Source organism: Simiduia sp. 21SJ11W-1 (assembly GCF_024138675.1).
Taxonomy (GTDB): domain Bacteria; phylum Pseudomonadota; class Gammaproteobacteria; order Pseudomonadales; family Cellvibrionaceae; genus Simiduia.
In genome coordinates, this window is sequence record NZ_CP090959.1 from 1646531 (window position 1) to 1662442 (window position 15912).

A 15912-nucleotide genomic window follows, 5' to 3' on the forward strand; every position below is an offset into this window, starting at 1 on the left:
CAGTGATTCAGCTTTGCTGATCGTTGAATTGTAGTTCGGCCAGGCGCCGGTAGAGGTCGGATTTGGCCAGCAGTTCGCTGTGGGTGCCCTGGGCCACAATGCGCCCGTTATCGAGTACCACTATGCGATCGGCGTGCAGCACCGTGGCCAGGCGGTGGGCAATGATCAAGGTGGTGCGCCCCTGCATCAGCTGATTGAGGGCATCTTGCACCTTGCGCTCGCTCTCTGTGTCGAGTGCGCTGGTGGCTTCATCCAGCAGGAGTACATCCGGGTCTTTCAAAATGGCCCGTGCAATGGCGATGCGCTGGCGCTGGCCGCCCGAGAGCCGCACCCCTTGCTCGCCCAGGTTGCTGGCGTAGCCTTCGGGCAGTTGGCTGATGAATTCGTGGGCGTAGGCTGCGCGGCTTGCGTTCAGTATGTCTTGCTCGGTGGCACCGGGTTTGCCGTAGCCTATGTTGTAGCTGACATCGGCGGTAAACAGGGCCGGCTGCTGGGGCACCAGCGCCATGTGCGCGCGCACGGCGGCAGGGTCAAGGCTTGGCAGCGGCTGGCCATCAAGGCAAACGTTGCCTGTGGCCGGGTCGTAAAAGCGCAGCAGCAATTCAAACAGGGTGGATTTGCCGGCCCCGGAAGGGCCGACCAATGCCACAATTTCGCCTGCGGCAATGTGCAGGTTAACCCCGGCCAAGGCCTGTTGATCCGGGCGTGACGGGTAGCTGAAGCTTACATTGGTCAGGGTGATGGCCTTGGGCCCGGCGCCGAGCGGCTTGGGGCTTGCGGGGCTGTGGATGAGCGAGGGGGCTTGCAGCAGCTCCAGCAGGCGCTCGGTGGCGCCGGCGGCGCGCTGTAAATCGCCATACACCTCTGAAATGGTGGCCACGGCCGAGGCCACCATAATGGCGTAAAACACAAAGGCGCCCAGTTCACCGCCACTCATGCGGCCTTCAATTACATCCATACCGCCCACCCAGAGCATGGTGGCGAGCGCCCCAAACACCATGAGAATCACTGCCGCAATTAACACTGCGCGCTGTTTGATGCGCGCCCGTGCCACGCTGAAGGCGCGCTCTACCTCGCGGCCAAAGGCCTGTTGCTCGGCCTGCTCGCGGGTATAGCTTTGCACGGTTTTGATCTGGCGAATGATCTCACCGGCGTAGGTGCCAACATCGGCGATGGAATCCTGGCTTTCACGGGAGAGCTTGCGCACCCTGCGCCCGAACACCAGCAGCGGCACTATCACCAGCGGCACGCACAGCAACACCATGGCGGTGAGCTTGAGGTTGGTAATCAGCAGTAAAATCAGCGCGCCGGTGAAGGTGAGCGACGAGCGCAGCGCCATGGAAAGGGAGGAGCCAATAATGGTTTGCAGTAAGGTGGTATCGGTAGTCAGGCGCGACATGATTTCGCCGCTTTTATTGGTTTCAAAATAGCTGGGGTGCAAACTCAGCAAGTGGTTAAACACGGCTGCGCGTATATCTGCCGTCACCCGCTCGCCGAGCCAAGAGACGAGATAAAAGCGCGCAAAGGTGCCCAGGGCAATGAGTGCGGTAATGGCAAAGATAAACCCCACCGCCTGATTGAGCTGCGCGGGCTCAGCCGACACAAAGCCCTTATCAATGAGCATTTTCACGCCTTGGCCCAGCAGTAAGGTGGTGCCTGCGGTAAACACCAACGCCACGGCCGCCGCCAGCAAGGTGCCCCTGTAGGGTTTAAGAAACTGCCACAGCGAAAACAGTATGCGTAAATCCTGTGCTTGGGCAGATGCAGGTGTGGCGTGCCTGCTTGGTTGTGGGGCTTGCGCTTGGCTCATGGGGCATCCTTGGTGTGGGCAGCTGCGCCTGCCATTGTAGGGCTTAAGGTTGGAATTAGGGGGTAGGGGTTAATCACTGCGTGCGGCTGTACTTGGGCCTGGTAAATAGGGCTCATGCAGATAGGGCCCAAGCAGTGCGTGGAAGCAGGCGTCTATTTCGGCTTCGGTGCGCAAGGTTTTTACCTTATCGAAAAACAGCTGGGCGCCGGGGTAGTGGCGCTTCAGGTGTGCCAGCCACTGCTTCAGGCGATTGCCCAGGTATTTTTTAGGAAACAGCGGTTTGCTTACCTCGTAGTGCTCGCGCACGAGGGCTGCGACCTGCAGCCAGGTGAGCGGCTGGTATTGCTGGCCTGCAAGGCTTGCCTTGATTTGCAGGCCAAGATCCGGGCAAGACAACAAGCCACGGCCAATCATTACATCGGTACAGCCGCTCTCGGCGCGCGCGCGCTGGTAGTCGGCCACACTCCAGATATCGCCGTTGACCACCACCGGAATATTGAGCAGGCTGTTGATGTGGCCCACGCAATCCCAGTAGGCGGGTGGTCGGTAGCCATCGGCCTTGCTGCGCGCGTGCACCGTCAGGCGGTTGGCACCGGCTTCGGCCGCGGCCTGGGCAATCTCCAGGTAGGGCTTGCGATCGGAATACCCCAGGCGGATTTTGGCGCTTACCGGGGTGTCTGCAGGCACCAGGTCGCGGGTGGCTTTAATAATGTTGTATACCCGCTCTGGCGTTTGCAGCAGGCAGGCGCCGCCATCGTGGCGGTTTACGGTTTTTGCCGGGCAGCCGAAGTTGATGTCTACGGCGGCCGCGCCAAGTTGTGCCACCTTGCGCCCGTTGCGGGCTATCCACTCTGGGTTGCCGCCCAACAATTGCACCGCCACCGGCGTGCCGGACGGCGTGCGTGAAATATCTTTTATGGCCAGTAACTCCGGGCACAGGCGCGTAAACACCTTGCGCGGCAGGGTGAGGTTAGTTACCCGCACAAACTCCGTGACGCAGCTGTCTATGCCGCCCAGGCGCGTAAGCAGGGTGCGCAGGGGGTAATCCACCACGCCTTCCATGGGGGCGAGGGCAATTTGGGGCATAGGGTTTCCGGCTGATAACAAGGGTGTGGGCGCGCATCTTAACTAAACTTCGGCGCAAGTGAGTGAAAATTGCACCAAAGCGCCCGTGAAAATGCTATTTTGCGGGGTAATTTGGTTTCCCATGTTACTGAATTTTGTAGATTTTCCCGAAATTTGCTTTCATATGCGCCCCCGTGGCCAGTGGCCGGCACGGGATTTAACGCGGAGAAATACACATGCAGCAGGAAATTGTCCAACAGGGCATAGATTTAATGGTGTTTGGCATGGGCACGGTATTTGTGTTCCTGACCATTCTGGTCGTTGTGACCGTGACGATGTCTGGCGTGATGTCGCGCTTTTTTCCGGAGGCCGAGCCGCCAGTGGCGCCGCCTGCAGCTCCGGCAAATCGCGTGGATGACCGCACCTTGGCCATTATCAAAAGCGCCATCGAGCAACACCGTAAACGCTGATAGCTCCACTGCATAACGGCTGGGCTATAAGCCTGGCTACGAACCACAAGAATACAGAAGGGTTAACCCATGACCGCCAGTAATAAAAAGCTCGGTATTACCGATGTGGTGTTGCGCGATGCACACCAGTCGCTGTTTGCCACCCGTTTGCGCATAGACGATATGCTGCCCATTGCCGAAAAGCTCGATCAAGTGGGCTTTTGGTCGTTGGAAACATGGGGCGGCGCCACCTTTGATAGCTGTATTCGCTATCTGGGTGAAGATCCGTGGGATCGCATTCGCGAGCTGAAAAAGGCCATGCCCAAAACCCCGCAACAAATGTTGTTTCGCGGGCAGAACATTCTCGGCTACCGCCACTACGCCGATGACGTGGTACATAAATTTGTAGAGCGCGCCGCCCACAACGGCATTGATGTATTCCGCGTATTCGATGCCATGAACGATGTGCGCAATCTCGAAACGGCGCTCAAGGCCGTAAACAACGTGGGCAAACACGCCCAGGGCACCATCTCTTACACCGTAAGCCCCGTGCACACGCTGGACATGTGGGTAGACATGGGCCGCAAGCTTGAAGACATGGGCGCAGATTCCATTGCCATTAAAGACATGGCGGGCCTGTTGCGCCCCTATGAAGGCTATGAGCTGGTTAAACAACTGAAGGCCGCGGTGAATATTCCCATCCAGTTGCACGCACACGCCACCACCGGGCTTTCTACCGCCACTATTTTGAAGTGTGTGGAAGCCGGTATTGATAACGTAGATACCGCAATTTCTTCTATGTCTATGACCTATGGCCACAGCCCAACCGAATCTCTGGTGGCCATTTTACAGGGCACAGAGCGCGACACCGGCCTGGATATCAACCTGCTGGAAGACATCGCCAACTACTTCCGTGAAGTGCGTAAAAAGTACGCCCAGTTCGAAGGTTCGCTGCGCGGTGTGGATAGCCGTATTCTGGTGGCGCAAGTGCCCGGTGGCATGCTCACCAATATGGAAAACCAGCTGCGCGATCAGGGCGCTACCGACAAGTTCGACGAGGTGCTGGCAGAAATTCCAAAAGTGCGCGAAGACCTGGGCTTCATTCCGCTGGTAACACCCACCTCGCAAATTGTAGGCACCCAGGCGGTGCTGAATGTACTGACGGGCGAGCGCTACAAGTCTATCTCCAAAGAAACCCAGGGCGTGCTCAAGGGTGAATACGGTGCCACACCTGCGCCGGTAAACACCGAGCTGCAGCAGCGCGTGCTGGATGGCGCCGAAGCCATTAGCTGTCGCCCGGCAGATTTGATCGAGCCGGAAATGGACAAGCTTGTGGGCGAGCTGCGTGAAATCGCCAAAGAAAAGGGCATCAAGCTTGCCGAGGGCGAGCGCGAAATAGACGACGTGCTCACCTACGCGCTGTTTACCCAAATTGGCCTGAAGTTTTTGCAAAACCGTGGCAACGCCGAAGCCTTCGAGCCTGCGCCAACTGGCAAGGGCAAGGCCACCGTGAAAAACGATGCCGGCGACGAGGTGTACACCGTGACCGTTGAAGGCAAGCAATACACCGTTACCGTATCTGATGGGGGTGACCTCACAGGCGTTGCACCTGTCGGCGGAGCCTCGGTTACAGCACCGGCGGCAGGCGCTGCCCCCACTGGTGGCGAGCCTGTGGCTGCACCCTTGGCGGGCAATATTTTCCGCGTATTGGTGAAGCCCGGCCAGCAGGTGACAGAAGGGCAGCCAATCCTGGTGCTGGAAGCCATGAAGATGGAAACCGAAGTGAGCGCGCCAAAAGCAGGCGTAGTGGGCGATATCCTCGTGAAAGAGGGTGATTCGGTTGCCGTTGGCGATACGTTGTTGAATTTAGCCTAGGAGTCATCATGGACGCATTGTTAGTGTTATGGCGAGACTCCGGCATGTACCACATGCAATCGGGTCAGCTGGTTATGATTCTGGTGGGCATGGGCTTGTTGTTTCTGGCCATCCGCAAAGGCTTTGAGCCGCTGTTGTTGGTGCCCATTGGTTTCGGCGGCATTCTTGCCAATATTCCGGGCGCAGGCCTTGCGCTTTCTGCCGTGGAAAACGCCGTGTATTTTGCACGCCCCGAAGTGATGGCTGCCATGGCAGATGCGCTGGGGGTGGTGTATGAAACGCCCGCGCAACTGCTGTTGGCCTACGATCAAGCCAGTGCCGCAGCCCACGTGGCCGCAGCGCAGGTGGCGGCTGATTACAACTATGCCGATGGCATGCTGTACCAGTTCTATAACGTTGCCATTGCCAGTGGTGTGGCGCCCTTGCTGATTTTTATGGGCGTAGGTGCCATGACCGATTTCGGCCCGCTATTGGCCAACCCGCGCACCCTGTTTTTAGGTGCAGCGGCGCAGTTTGGCATTTTTGCCACTGTGTTGGGCGCGGTGGGTTTGTCGGCCATGGGGATTATGGATTTCTCCATTAAAGAGGCGGCCGCCATTGGCATTATTGGTGGTGCAGATGGCCCAACGGCCATTTACGTAACCAGCATTTTGGCTCCCGATTTACTGGGTGCCATTGCCGTGGCTGCATATTCCTACATGGCGCTGGTGCCATTGATTCAGCCGCCCATCATGCGTGCGTTAACCACGCCTGAAGAGCGCAAAATCAAGATGACCCAGCTGCGTGCGGTATCGCGCCGCGAAAAGATCGTGTTCCCGATTTTGCTGGTGATTCTGGTGGCACTGGTATTGCCATCGGCCGCACCGCTGTTGGGTATGTTCTGCCTGGGTAACTTGATGCGCGAGTGTGGCGTGGTAGAGCGTTTGAGCGATACGGCGCAAAACGCGCTGATTAATATCGTGACGATCTTCCTGGGCTTATCTGTGGGCTCCAAACTTGCCGCCGATAAGTTTCTGGATCCAAAAACCCTCGGTATTTTGATTCTGGGTATTGTGGCTTTCTGTATTGGTACTGCAGCCGGCGTGCTGATGGCCAAGCTCATGAACCGCTTTAGCAAAATGCCCATCAACCCGTTAATTGGTTCTGCCGGTGTGTCGGCGGTACCTATGGCTGCACGGGTTTCCAACAAGCTGGGCCTTGAGGCCAACCCGCAAAACTTCCTGTTAATGCACGCCATGGGCCCGAATGTGGCAGGCGTGATTGGCTCGGCGGTAGCGGCGGGTGTGATGATCTCAATGGTATCTGGTATGTAGTTTTCTCTACGCTTACAAAAAAGGCCTGCTAATGCAGGCCTTTTTTATTGGAGCAGGTTTTACGCTTAGTGGTCTGCGCGGGCGAAGGCCAGAGAGAATGCCTTGGGGCCCACGTTTACTGCAGCAGTGGCAGACATCATAGAGAGCATGGTTTTTACGCCTTTTTGCTTGGCAAAATCGCGGAATTCCAAGAGGTCGGGGTTGTCGTGGATTTCTTCCAGTAAACCGCCGTAGCTCATGACGATAGTATCTGTTGCCAGCCCCGAGAGAATGGAGCTCTTGGCGTGTTCAAACAGCTCTTTTAGGGCGTTGTTGTAGCCCTTGGCCTTTTTAAAGGCGTGGGTTTCGCCCTTGTGTAATTCAATCACCGGGTTAATACCGAAGGTTTCGGCAAGCTTGTAAGACAGCCAGCTGATTTTGTGATCGCCCTTGCGCAGGTGGCGGCGATCGCGCATGTAAGACAGGTTGTAAGGCACCATGTAGCCGTAGACGTTATCGCGCAGCTTGTTGATGCGTGCAATGGCTTTGGCCTGGGATTCGCGCTGTTCGTGAATGAGCTTGGCAAACTCGCACACCAGTACCGCGTGGCCGCTGAACATGGAGTAGCTGTCTAGCATACGGATGCGAAAGGGCGTGGTGCGTTGGGTTTTATCGCGAAACTTGGGCTCGTTTATCATGGCCGCTTCGGTTACGCGGTTATACACCTGGCTTTTGCGACTGTTGATGGTAATCACGTTTACCCGATCGTACTTGGGCAAAAAGGCGCGCTCAAAAATTTCACCTACATCGGCCACCGAGAGCGGCTCGCTCTGGGCTTCGCCGTAGCGGGCTTTGGTGTGGGTTTTGTAGAAGGCGGTCATCGCGCCCGGGTCGCGCACATCGTTAAACATGCCATCGGCATGGTTGATGTAAATGGGCAGTACTTCAATGCCGTGTTTGCGAATGAATTCCGGGGTGAGATCACAGCTGGAATCTACGGCAATGCCAATGCGATCTGTGGGCGAGCTTTCCGTGCGCGTGCGGGGGGTGAGTTGGGTTTCCATAATTGCCTCCTAATCCTTCAATGTAGGCAACTATAAGGCTTGTACACAATGGCCGGTATCAGCGCTAAGACCCAGAGTTTGACGGCTTAAAGCACAGGTTTTTGTAAGCTTTGGCTTACAAGGCTGGCGCGAAAAGTCAGGCGGCGGCGAAGCAGACTTCCAGGGCGGCAAATCCGAGGCCTGTGTTTACCTGTTGGATCATCACCGGGCCCTGCACCGGGTGAAGCACCTGGTGGTTCAGGCCTGAGACCGTAGTGGGGCGGGTGAGGCTTAAATCGATGCCCATTTCAAACAGTGCAGGCTTGGCGGCGCCGGTGATCATATTGGTGAGCTCGCCCACCAGATCGCACACCTGGGCATCTATTTGCGTGTGCTTTTCACCCAGCATGTTGGCGAATATTTCACCAATCAGCTCTTGGGAAAAACTCACAGCCATGCTGCCTTTTATGTTCTTGCTGTCTAGTGCGATGATGCCTGTTACGATGCCCAACGCTTTGGTGTTTTTTTTGATACCGCGTTTGCCGGGGCTTGTATCCACTTGTGCCATGGTGAACAGCACTTGGTGTAGCGCCTCGTAAAAGGGTGACAGCAGGTTTTCATTCATCAAACAAACACCACAAAACTGCGCGACAAGAGCTGTCAGTATAGATGGCAACTCACAGGCCATCAGGCGCTACGCTTGATAATTGTAAGAACTAAACGCTATTTTAAGTATTAGCTGATATTACTAAGCAATGGAGAAAGGGAATGAGAAGGTTATCTTTTATGCGCTTTGGCAAATCCTTTACCGCATTGGCGCTGGGTTTAATGCTGGGCGCAAGCGCCCTGGCCGATGATCACGCCAAACAAAAAATCGAGGTAATACCCGTGGCCGAGGGCCTGTACATGCTGGTTGGCGCAGGCGGCAATATGGGGTTATCTGTGGGTGAAGATGGCACCTTTTTGGTGGACGATCAATTTGCCCCGTTAAGTGAAACCATCAGGGCCACCATCGCCACCTTAAGCGATCAGCCCGTGAAATTTTTGATCAATACCCACTGGCATTACGACCACACCGGCGGCAATGAAAACTTTGGCAAGCAGAAAGCGGTGATTGTGGCGCATAAAAATGTGCGCACCCGCCTTGAAGCAGGCGGCGTGATTGAGGCATTCAAGAAGTCTGTGCCGCCCGCGCCCGATATGGCCTTGCCGGTGGTTACTTTCGAGCAGGCCATAACCTTTCACTTTAATGGCGAGACAATTAATTTAACCCATCCGCAGGCGGCCCATACCGATGGAGATGCGCTGGTGTTTTTTGAGCAGGCCAATGCCGTGCATATGGGGGATTTGTATTTCAACGGGTTCTACCCGTTTATTGATGCCAGCAGTGGCGGCAAGATGTTGGGTGTGATTAACGCCGTTGAGGCAGTGCTTGCCAAAATTGATGACAACACCAAGGTGATTCCCGGCCATGGCCCCCTTAGCAATAAAGCCGAACTTAGGCGCTACCACGCCATGTTAAAAGCGGTGTATGAGCAGGTGGCACCCATGAAACAGGCCGGCAAAACCGCAGCCCAAGTCATAGCCGCCAAGCCCACCGCGGCCTTTGATAAGCAGTGGGGCAAGGGCTTTCTCACACCTGATCAGTGGGTTGGCATCATCTACGAGGCCATTTAATGAAAATTATTGAAACCAAAAGCGCGCCCAATGCCCGCCGGGTGCGCATGTTTTTGGCAGAGAAGGGCCTGCTTGATGAGGTGCAGTTTGAACAGGTAGATATTGCCGCCGGTGAGAATTTATCTGAGGCTTACCGGGCTAAAAACCTCACCACCAAAATACCGGTGCTGGCGCTGGATAGCGGTGAGTTTATTGGTGAATCTGTGGCGATCTGCCGCTATTTTGAGGCCCTGCACCCGAGCCCTGCGCTCATGGGTGAAACGCCTCTTGAACAGGCGCAAATTGAAATGTGGCAGCGGCGCGCGGAGTTTCATTTAATGCTGCCGGTGGGCATGTGTTTTCAGCACACCACCGGCTATTTTAAAGATCGCATGGTGCCGGTGCCTGCTTACGGCGAGCAATGTGGCAAAGATGCGCGGGCGTTTATGGCGCAGCTTGATGCGCACTTGGCCGGCAGTGAATTTTTGGCAGGCCCCCGGTTTTCCATAGCAGACATCACAGCGCTCTGCGCGGTAGATTTTGCCCGGGTGGTGAAAATTCGCATCAGTGATGAATGGGCGCATTTGGCGCGCTGGTACAAGCAGGTAGCCGGGCGCCCGAGCGCGGCAGCCTAGTTTGGCCGGTGCGCCCAAGCCGCGTACTGAAAAGTGCGCGGCTTTTTTGTGCCAGCGGCTTAGGTGGGCAGTACCTGTGAATTTTTAATGGTTTGCAGGCTAAAGGTTGACACAATATTTTTCACGCCCGGGAATTTCAGAATGCGGCGCATGCTGATATCGGCAAAGTCATCAATGTTGCGCGCCACCACACGCAGCAGGAAGTCGTAATCGCCGCTGGTGGCGTAGCACTCCATGATATGGCCCTCGGCGGCCACCGCCTCCAGGAAGGCCTCGGTGTCTTGCTCTAAGCGCTGATCAAGGGTGACTTGCACAAAGGCTGTCACATCCAGGCCGAGCTTGCGCTGGTCAACAATGGCGGCGTAGCCGCTGATCACGCCGGCTTCTTCCAGCTGCTTTACGCGGCGAAAGCAGGGCGATTCACTCAACCCCACTTTTTGGGCCAACTCTACATTGCTGGCGCGGCCGTTTTGCTGCAGCAGCCTGAGAATTTGTCTTTCGCTATCGCTGAATTTCATGGTGATGCTTGCCTGTATGTCTGTGCTTGCGGCAAGAATATCGCAGTTTTACGGGCAGGGTAATGCGGTGGGGTGAAGCAGGGGCGGAACAGGGCGGGCAACCGGTGCCCGCCTGCGGGCTTATTCGTACTTGCAGAGGTAGGCGGTTTGCTCGGTGGTTTTTACGTTAAAGCTCAGGTTGGCTTCAACAATAAAGGTTTCACCGGCGTTGAAGGTTTGCCACTCGGTAGCACCCGGCAGCTTAACGGTCATGGCGCCACTCACTACGGTCATGTATTCGCGCTTATCGGTGGCGAATTCGAACTCGCCCGCAGCCATTACGCCCAGAGTGGCGGGCAGGTCGGCGGTTTGAAAGGCGATGGAGGTTACTTGGTTGTCGAAATAGTTGTTTACTTTAAACATGGCGGTATTCCTGTGATCACTTGCGGTTAGGGGTGGCCGGCGCCTGTATCGGTCGCTTGGGCATAAAAAAACCCTGAATACGGGGTATTCAGGGTTTTTGAATTTGGCTCCGGTGGCTGGGATCGAACCAGCGACCAACGGATTAACAGTCCGCTGCTCTACCGCTGAGCTACACCGGAAAAAAGCGCTTCCTCTGTGGAAGTGGCGCGTATCTTATTGTCAGAATTAAAAGTGGTCAAGGGATTTTTATAAAAAAATTCATGGGCTTACGGTGATTGTTTAGTGCGTAACCAGCTTGTTTGTTTGGTGTGCAGCCAGCCGGGTTTTTTGCAATCTGCGCCGCCTGCCACCACACTTTAGCCATGGAATCTTACTCTGGGCCATCAACTGGCCATATCGAAAACCCCCTGTATCACGCTGTGGGTGAATATGTGTGCCAGTGCCAAGCGCGGGGCTTACAGGCGTTAAGCGAGGCGGAGCTGCTGAGCTGGTTGCGTGGCCAATTGCTGGTTGAGCAAGCAGCGTTGGCCGGGCAGGGGCTTTACCGGGTGCATTTTCTGATGCGCAATGCGCTTTATCACTGGGCCCGGGCGCACGCCCAGTGGTGCTGGGGCTTCAGTGCTGCGGGGGTTGAATGGCGGCCGCTGACGGGCACGGCCAGTGCGCAGGCTGTGATGATGCCCAATTGCAGCGGTGTGAGTGGCGAGCTTGCCGACTACTACCTGGATTTTGCCAATTTGTCGCTCTCTGAAACGGCCGTAGATGAGCTACTAGCAGGTTTTTGGCGCCAGTATGCCCGCTACGCGGGCGCAGAAGGCGAGGGCCTGGCCGCCGCGCTCGATACCCTTGGGCTGACAACGCTTACCGATTACGCGAGCCTGAAGCGCCAATACCGGCGCCAGGCCATGGCAGTTCACCCAGACAGAGGCGGCTCAAACCAAGCCTTGCAGGCACTTAATCAGGCCTTTGAGCTGGCCTGCCTGCACCTACCCGCAAATTAACGGCGGGTGCGGGGCTCACTTGGTGAGCCTTATCACCCTGAAACTGCCATTCTTGGCCACTTCAGCCACCTTGCTAAACAGGCCCTGGGCGTGTTTTTCGAGCCCGACAAACTGGTTTACCACCACCAGTGCCGTGCCCTTGGGCGTGAGCCATTGGTGCATGGCGGCCACAAAGCGTTGGGTGATGTTGGCCTCTGGGGAAAAGCCCTGATGAAAAGGCGGGTTGCACAGCACTAAGTCTACAGCGGGGCGCAGGGGGTGTTGTTGGTTGTCTAGCCCCCGGTCGCCGGTAAAGCCCTCGGCAAAATCGCCGCAGTTTCTGGCGTAGGCGCTGAGCGCGGCGGCGCAGTTATCGGTGCCAAGCCACTGGGTGGCGGGTGTGTTGAGAAGTGTGCGGGCCGCCAGGGTAATAAAGCCATAGCCGCAACCGAGGTCTAGCACCCGGTGGGTGCGCGGTGCCAGTTCCTCTGCCAGCAGTTGCAGCTGCTCAATTAAAAATACGCTGCCATCGTCGATTTTTTGCCAGCCAAAGGTGCCGGGTTTGCTGTACAAAGGCTGCTCGCCCCAGTGTTGGGTGACTCTGAGCTCCGGGTAGTTCTGGCTTTCCAGTGGCGCGCCATCTGGCGCGCGCGATTGAATGCAGGCCACATAATAGTTGCCGTGCTTTTTTACCTGTTTGTTGCCAAAGCGTTTGCCGGCAAGATCTGCGTAGCTTTTTAGCCCTTCATTTTTTTGGCCAATAAGAATGAGCTGCTGCCACTGGGCGTGATGCTCTGCCAGCTGGTTCAGCAGGTGGTGCACCACGGGGCGCTCTTTGGAAACGCGGTACACCACCTGCGTGAAGTTTGCCCCAGCAAAGGCCGGGGTTAAATCCCAGTCGTTAAAGATGTTGTTCGGGCTGTTAATTTGCTGGTGCACATCAAAGCGGTTGGTAACCGTGCAGGCCACAGGTACCGGCAATTTGAGCCCCAGGGCGTTTTCATCGGCCAGCCACAGGGTGCTCCCGGGTTGGTGGCCAAGCGCTTCTGCCAGATGTTGTTCGGGGGTGTTGCATTTCATAGTGGCAAGCCGTGGTTGGGGTTGGGTTAAACCGCTGCAATTTCTTCAGGTGTGAGCGGGCGGTACTGGCCTTCGGCGAGTTGGGGATCCAGTGCAATGGCGCCAATGCGTTCGCGATGCAGGGCTGTTACCCGATTGTTTACCGCACCTAACATGCGCTTAACCTGATGGTAGCGACCTTCGCTGATGGTGATCCGGCATTGGTTGTTGGGCAGCGATTGCACCTCTGCAGGGCGCGTGGGGTGGGTTTCATTTTTCAGCAAAATACCGGCTTTAAACAGCGCCGGTGCGCTCTCGCTCAAGGGCTCTGCCAGGCTTGCCAGGTAGGTTTTTTCACAGGCGCGCCGGGGGCTGGTGATGCGGTGGTTCCAGCGGCCATCGTCGGTGATCAGCAGCAGGCCTGTGGTGTCTAAATCGAGCCTGCCCACAATTTGCAGGCCGTGCTTGTTGGGTTCATCCAGCAAATCCAGCACCACCGGGTGGTGCGCATCGACAGTTGCGCACAAATAGCCTGCGGGTTTGTGCAGCATAAAATAGCGCGCACCGGGGGCTTTTAAGTGCTCGCCATCCAAGCTTACCTGATCTTCAGCGCGTACCGGGAAGGCGGGGCTGTTAACGGGCTTGCCATCAACACACACACGGCCTGCCTTAATGGCAGCCTGTACGGCCTTGCGGGATAAATCTGTCGCCTGGCTGACCCAGCGATCAATTCTCATGGGTGGAGCCCGCCTTGGTTGTGTGGATGTGCTCTTGCTGGTGGAAGGGGGCAAGATCCAGATAATAACCTTGTGCAATATCATCCAGCTGGCTGCGGGCGGCCGGGGCCAGGTAGGGGCGCTCCAGGCTCAGCACCTGGTACACGGCGCGCCTGATGAGTTGCGCGCTATTGGCTTCTACATCCACTTCCAGTGTGGTGGAGATAAAGCTGATCCAATTGGTGAGCAGTATCCAGGCGTTGTAGCTTAAATCGCGTTGGGTTTCGGGGGGTGCCTGCAGCAAGCCCGAAGCCGCCAATGCGCTGTGCAGTTGCAAGCTCTTGGTAAACACAGCGTTAAAGGTGCCCTTATGCAGCCGGGCCAGGTGCGGCGCTTCACTGAAGATGTGCTCGGTATCGCGGTAAAAATAGCGGTGCGCCCACATGGCTTGGGTGAGCTCGTTCAGCAACTGTGCCTTGTGGGCGAGGGTGAATTGGCTGCCCTCTGGCAATTCCATCAGGCCCAGCACCGCGTGGCGGTGTGCCAGGTAGAGTTGTTCGATAATCGCGCTTTTGTTGCGGAAGTGGTAATAGAGATTGCCCGGTGAAATACCCAGCTCGCCGGCTATGTGATTGGTGGTGGTGCTGCGCTCACCGCGGGCGTTAAAGAGCGCGAGGCTTGTGGTGAGAATGCGATCACGGGTACTGGACATCAACAGATTTACCTTGGATTTCAGCGCGCGATTATAGCGGCAAGCTGCGCCCCTTGACAGGCTAGAGTAAAAACTCTAAAACTGCAGCTTGGTTTTGCACATCAGCGATTCAAATCAACAGGCTGGATTGGTTGCCCGGAGTAATTGCCAAGGTTTACCGCGCAGGCTCCACCCAACGCAAGCCCCAGGAGACGCAATGAATACCGCAACACAGGCTTTCACCACAGAAGATATCAGCGCCGAGGCGCTCGGCGATTTGTTGGCCCGCCAGCGCGCCTCCTACCGGGCAAACCCCATGCCTTCGGCAGACGAACGTAAGGCGAAACTCGCGCTATTAAAAGAGATGGTATTGCGCCATAAAGATGCCCTGATGGATGCCATGAGCGCCGATTTCTCGGCGCGTTCGCGCCATGAAATGCAGCTGGCTGAAATCTTGGGCCTGATTGAAATGATTGGCTATTTGAGCAAGCGCCTCGGCAAGTGGATGAAGCCCGAGCGGCGAAGCCTGGCGTTGCATCTGCTGCCTGGCAAGGCGCAGGTAATTTACCAGCCGCTCGGAGTGGTGGGCATTATGGTGCCGTTCAACTACCCGCTGTTGCTGGCCTTGGGGCCTTTGGCCACGGCGCTGGCTGCGGGTAATCACGCCATGATAAAAATGCCCGAGGCCACGCCGCGTACCTCGGCCTTATTGGCCGAAGTGATTGCAGAAACTTTCACGCCTGAAAGTGTCACCGTTGTTAATGGCGGCCCGGCCGTTGCTGCGCGCTTTTCGGAATTGCCCTTTGACCACATTTTATTTACCGGTGCCGGCAGCATTGGCAAGCATGTGATGCGCGCTGCCGCTGAAAATTTAACCCCGGTCACGCTTGAGTTGGGTGGTAAATCGCCGGTGGTGGTTGGCCCGGATTTCCCGCTGGAAGAGGCGGCGCGGCGCCTGTGTTACAGCAAATCCATGAACGCCGGCCAAACCTGTGTCGCTCCCGATTACATTTTTGTGCCCGAGGGGCAGGTGGATGCCTTCAAGGCCGCCTATAAAAAAGCGTTTAACACCTTTTACCCCAAAATTTCCGACAACAGCGATTACACGGCCATTATCAGTGAGCGGCACCAAAGCCGTATTGCTGGTTGGGTAGAGCAAGCGCGCGCTGCAGGTGCACAGGTGGAGCCTGTGACCGATGAGCAGGTGGATGATGGCACGCGCCGCCAGGTGCCCTTATTGGTGACCAATGTGGATCGCAGCATGACGCTCATGCAGGAAGAAATTTTTGGCCCGGTGTTGCCGATTATGGCCTACAAAAATCTGCAGGAAGCGGTTGATTACATCAACGAGGGGGATAGGCCGCTGGCGCTGTATTATTTCGGGTTTAATAAAGCGCACCAGCAATTAATTTTGAATTTCACCCACAGTGGTGGGGTGGTGTTTAACGAATCTATGCTGCATGTTGCCGTTGATGATTTGCCCTTTGGTGGTGTGGGCGCGTCGGGTATGGGGCACTACCACGGCAAAGAGGGCTTTATAACCTTCAGCAAGCCTAAAGCTGTGTTGTACAAGCCCAAGTTTAACGGCATGAAAATGTTGTACCCGCCATACGGTGGCTTGGTTGATAAGGTGCTGGGTTTTTTAATCCGCTAGCATGCCCCTTGCGCTTTAGGCTTTGGGCGGCGTGCTTACCGCCGCCCAAAGCTGCCTGATACAGTGG

The 15912-nt window shown here is 56.3% G+C and carries 16 protein-coding genes and 1 tRNA gene; 7 read left to right on the forward strand and 10 right to left on the reverse strand.

All coding sequences use genetic code 11. The features are described from left to right. Positions 1-7: 7 nt before the first annotated feature. Together L1F30_RS07210 and L1F30_RS07215 are read right to left on the reverse strand one after the other, a co-directional pair. Complete coding sequence (locus L1F30_RS07210) at positions 8-1810, reverse strand: ABC transporter transmembrane domain-containing protein (protein WP_253361155.1); 1803 nt, start codon at positions 1808-1810, stop codon at positions 8-10. A 69-nt stretch (positions 1811-1879) separates the two neighbouring features. Then, entirely contained in the window at positions 1880-2896 is a 1017-nt protein-coding gene (locus tag L1F30_RS07215) for a tRNA-dihydrouridine synthase (protein WP_253361157.1), read from the reverse strand. A 215-nt stretch (positions 2897-3111) separates the two neighbouring features. Here L1F30_RS07215 and L1F30_RS07220 point away from each other — a divergent pair, with 215 nt between their 5' ends. From L1F30_RS07220 to L1F30_RS07230, 3 genes are all read left to right on the forward strand, one after another. After that, the gene (locus L1F30_RS07220; protein WP_253361159.1) at positions 3112-3345 is read left to right on the forward strand and encodes an OadG family protein; all 234 of its coding nucleotides are present in this window, start codon (positions 3112-3114) and stop codon (positions 3343-3345) included. A gap of 69 nt (positions 3346-3414) precedes the next feature. Then, positions 3415-5199, forward strand: a complete 1785-nt coding sequence (gene oadA, locus L1F30_RS07225) for a sodium-extruding oxaloacetate decarboxylase subunit alpha (protein WP_253361161.1) — start codon at positions 3415-3417, stop codon at positions 5197-5199. 8 nt (positions 5200-5207) lie between these two features. Next, positions 5208-6512, forward strand: a complete 1305-nt coding sequence (locus L1F30_RS07230) for a sodium ion-translocating decarboxylase subunit beta (RefSeq protein WP_253361163.1) — start codon at positions 5208-5210, stop codon at positions 6510-6512. A 65-nt stretch (positions 6513-6577) separates the two neighbouring features. Here the strand turns inward: L1F30_RS07230 and L1F30_RS07235 are convergent, their stop codons facing one another. Further along, positions 6578-7555 (reverse strand): DegV family protein, encoded by a 978-nt coding sequence (locus L1F30_RS07235; protein ID WP_253361165.1) that lies wholly within the window; start codon positions 7553-7555, stop codon positions 6578-6580. A 136-nt stretch (positions 7556-7691) separates the two neighbouring features. Next, positions 7692-8159 carry a chemotaxis protein CheX gene (locus L1F30_RS07240; protein ID WP_253361167.1) on the reverse strand — a complete coding sequence of 156 codons (468 nt, stop codon included), beginning with the start codon at positions 8157-8159 and terminating at the stop codon, positions 7692-7694. 143 nt (positions 8160-8302) lie between these two features. Between L1F30_RS07240 and L1F30_RS07245 the strand changes: the two genes are divergently transcribed. Next, the gene (locus L1F30_RS07245) at positions 8303-9211 is read left to right on the forward strand and encodes an MBL fold metallo-hydrolase (RefSeq protein WP_253361169.1); all 909 of its coding nucleotides are present in this window, start codon (positions 8303-8305) and stop codon (positions 9209-9211) included. After that, the gene (locus L1F30_RS07250; RefSeq protein WP_253361171.1) at positions 9211-9825 is read left to right on the forward strand and encodes a glutathione S-transferase family protein; all 615 of its coding nucleotides are present in this window, start codon (positions 9211-9213) and stop codon (positions 9823-9825) included. The genes L1F30_RS07245 and L1F30_RS07250 overlap by 1 nt, the downstream gene beginning before the upstream one ends. A gap of 59 nt (positions 9826-9884) precedes the next feature. Here L1F30_RS07250 and L1F30_RS07255 read toward each other — a convergent pair whose 3' ends face one another. From L1F30_RS07255 to L1F30_RS07265, 3 genes are all read right to left on the reverse strand, one after another. Further along, a complete protein-coding gene (locus L1F30_RS07255) occupies positions 9885-10343 on the reverse strand; it encodes an Lrp/AsnC family transcriptional regulator (protein ID WP_253361173.1) in 459 nt (152 codons plus the stop codon). A gap of 120 nt (positions 10344-10463) precedes the next feature. After that, positions 10464-10745, reverse strand: coding sequence for a pyrimidine/purine nucleoside phosphorylase (locus tag L1F30_RS07260; protein WP_253361175.1), 282 nt, complete (start codon positions 10743-10745; stop codon positions 10464-10466). A gap of 104 nt (positions 10746-10849) precedes the next feature. Then, positions 10850-10924 (reverse strand) — tRNA-Asn (locus tag L1F30_RS07265). Between the two features lie 183 nt (positions 10925-11107). On the opposite strand from L1F30_RS07265, the gene L1F30_RS07270 reads away from it, so the two are divergent. Next, on the forward strand, positions 11108-11746 hold the full coding sequence (locus L1F30_RS07270; RefSeq protein WP_253361177.1) for a DNA-J related domain-containing protein: 639 nt from the start codon (positions 11108-11110) through the stop codon (positions 11744-11746). A gap of 15 nt (positions 11747-11761) precedes the next feature. Here L1F30_RS07270 and L1F30_RS07275 read toward each other — a convergent pair whose 3' ends face one another. From L1F30_RS07275 to L1F30_RS07285, 3 genes are read right to left on the reverse strand one after another with little or no spacing between them, the layout of a single operon-like run. Next, a complete protein-coding gene (locus L1F30_RS07275; RefSeq protein ID WP_253361178.1) occupies positions 11762-12805 on the reverse strand; it encodes a class I SAM-dependent methyltransferase in 1044 nt (347 codons plus the stop codon). A gap of 26 nt (positions 12806-12831) precedes the next feature. After that, on the reverse strand, positions 12832-13521 hold the full coding sequence (gene rsuA, locus L1F30_RS07280; protein ID WP_253361180.1) for a 16S rRNA pseudouridine(516) synthase RsuA: 690 nt from the start codon (positions 13519-13521) through the stop codon (positions 12832-12834). Beyond that, positions 13511-14212 (reverse strand): TetR/AcrR family transcriptional regulator, encoded by a 702-nt coding sequence (locus L1F30_RS07285; protein ID WP_253361182.1) that lies wholly within the window; start codon positions 14210-14212, stop codon positions 13511-13513. The genes rsuA and L1F30_RS07285 overlap by 11 nt, the downstream gene beginning before the upstream one ends. A gap of 196 nt (positions 14213-14408) precedes the next feature. On the opposite strand from L1F30_RS07285, the gene L1F30_RS07290 reads away from it, so the two are divergent. Next, positions 14409-15845: a coniferyl aldehyde dehydrogenase gene (locus tag L1F30_RS07290; protein WP_253361184.1), complete on the forward strand. Its 1437-nt coding sequence runs from the start codon at positions 14409-14411 to the stop codon at positions 15843-15845. Positions 15846-15912: the final 67 nt, after the last annotated feature.

Bases quoted from the DNA above. Each gene is read 5' to 3' on its own strand.
- L1F30_RS07210 (WP_253361155.1), bottom strand. From the start codon at position 1,810: ATGAGCCAAGCGCAAGCCCCACAACCAAGCAGGCACGCCACACCTGCA.
- L1F30_RS07215 (WP_253361157.1), bottom strand. From the start codon at position 2,896: ATGCCCCAAATTGCCCTCGCCCCCATGGAAGGCGTGGTGGATTACCCC.
- L1F30_RS07220 (WP_253361159.1), top strand. From the start codon at position 3,112: ATGCAGCAGGAAATTGTCCAACAGGGCATAGATTTAATGGTGTTTGGC.
- oadA (WP_253361161.1), top strand. From the start codon at position 3,415: ATGACCGCCAGTAATAAAAAGCTCGGTATTACCGATGTGGTGTTGCGC.
- L1F30_RS07230 (WP_253361163.1), top strand. From the start codon at position 5,208: ATGGACGCATTGTTAGTGTTATGGCGAGACTCCGGCATGTACCACATG.
- L1F30_RS07235 (WP_253361165.1), bottom strand. From the start codon at position 7,555: ATGGAAACCCAACTCACCCCCCGCACGCGCACGGAAAGCTCGCCCACA.
- L1F30_RS07240 (WP_253361167.1), bottom strand. From the start codon at position 8,159: ATGAATGAAAACCTGCTGTCACCCTTTTACGAGGCGCTACACCAAGTG.
- L1F30_RS07245 (WP_253361169.1), top strand. From the start codon at position 8,303: ATGAGAAGGTTATCTTTTATGCGCTTTGGCAAATCCTTTACCGCATTG.
- L1F30_RS07250 (WP_253361171.1), top strand. From the start codon at position 9,211: ATGAAAATTATTGAAACCAAAAGCGCGCCCAATGCCCGCCGGGTGCGC.
- L1F30_RS07255 (WP_253361173.1), bottom strand. From the start codon at position 10,343: ATGAAATTCAGCGATAGCGAAAGACAAATTCTCAGGCTGCTGCAGCAA.
- L1F30_RS07260 (WP_253361175.1), bottom strand. From the start codon at position 10,745: ATGTTTAAAGTAAACAACTATTTCGACAACCAAGTAACCTCCATCGCC.
- L1F30_RS07270 (WP_253361177.1), top strand. From the start codon at position 11,108: ATGGAATCTTACTCTGGGCCATCAACTGGCCATATCGAAAACCCCCTG.
- L1F30_RS07275 (WP_253361178.1), bottom strand. From the start codon at position 12,805: ATGAAATGCAACACCCCCGAACAACATCTGGCAGAAGCGCTTGGCCAC.
- rsuA (WP_253361180.1), bottom strand. From the start codon at position 13,521: ATGAGAATTGATCGCTGGGTCAGCCAGGCGACAGATTTATCCCGCAAG.
- L1F30_RS07285 (WP_253361182.1), bottom strand. From the start codon at position 14,212: ATGTCCAGTACCCGTGATCGCATTCTCACCACAAGCCTCGCGCTCTTT.
- L1F30_RS07290 (WP_253361184.1), top strand. From the start codon at position 14,409: ATGAATACCGCAACACAGGCTTTCACCACAGAAGATATCAGCGCCGAG.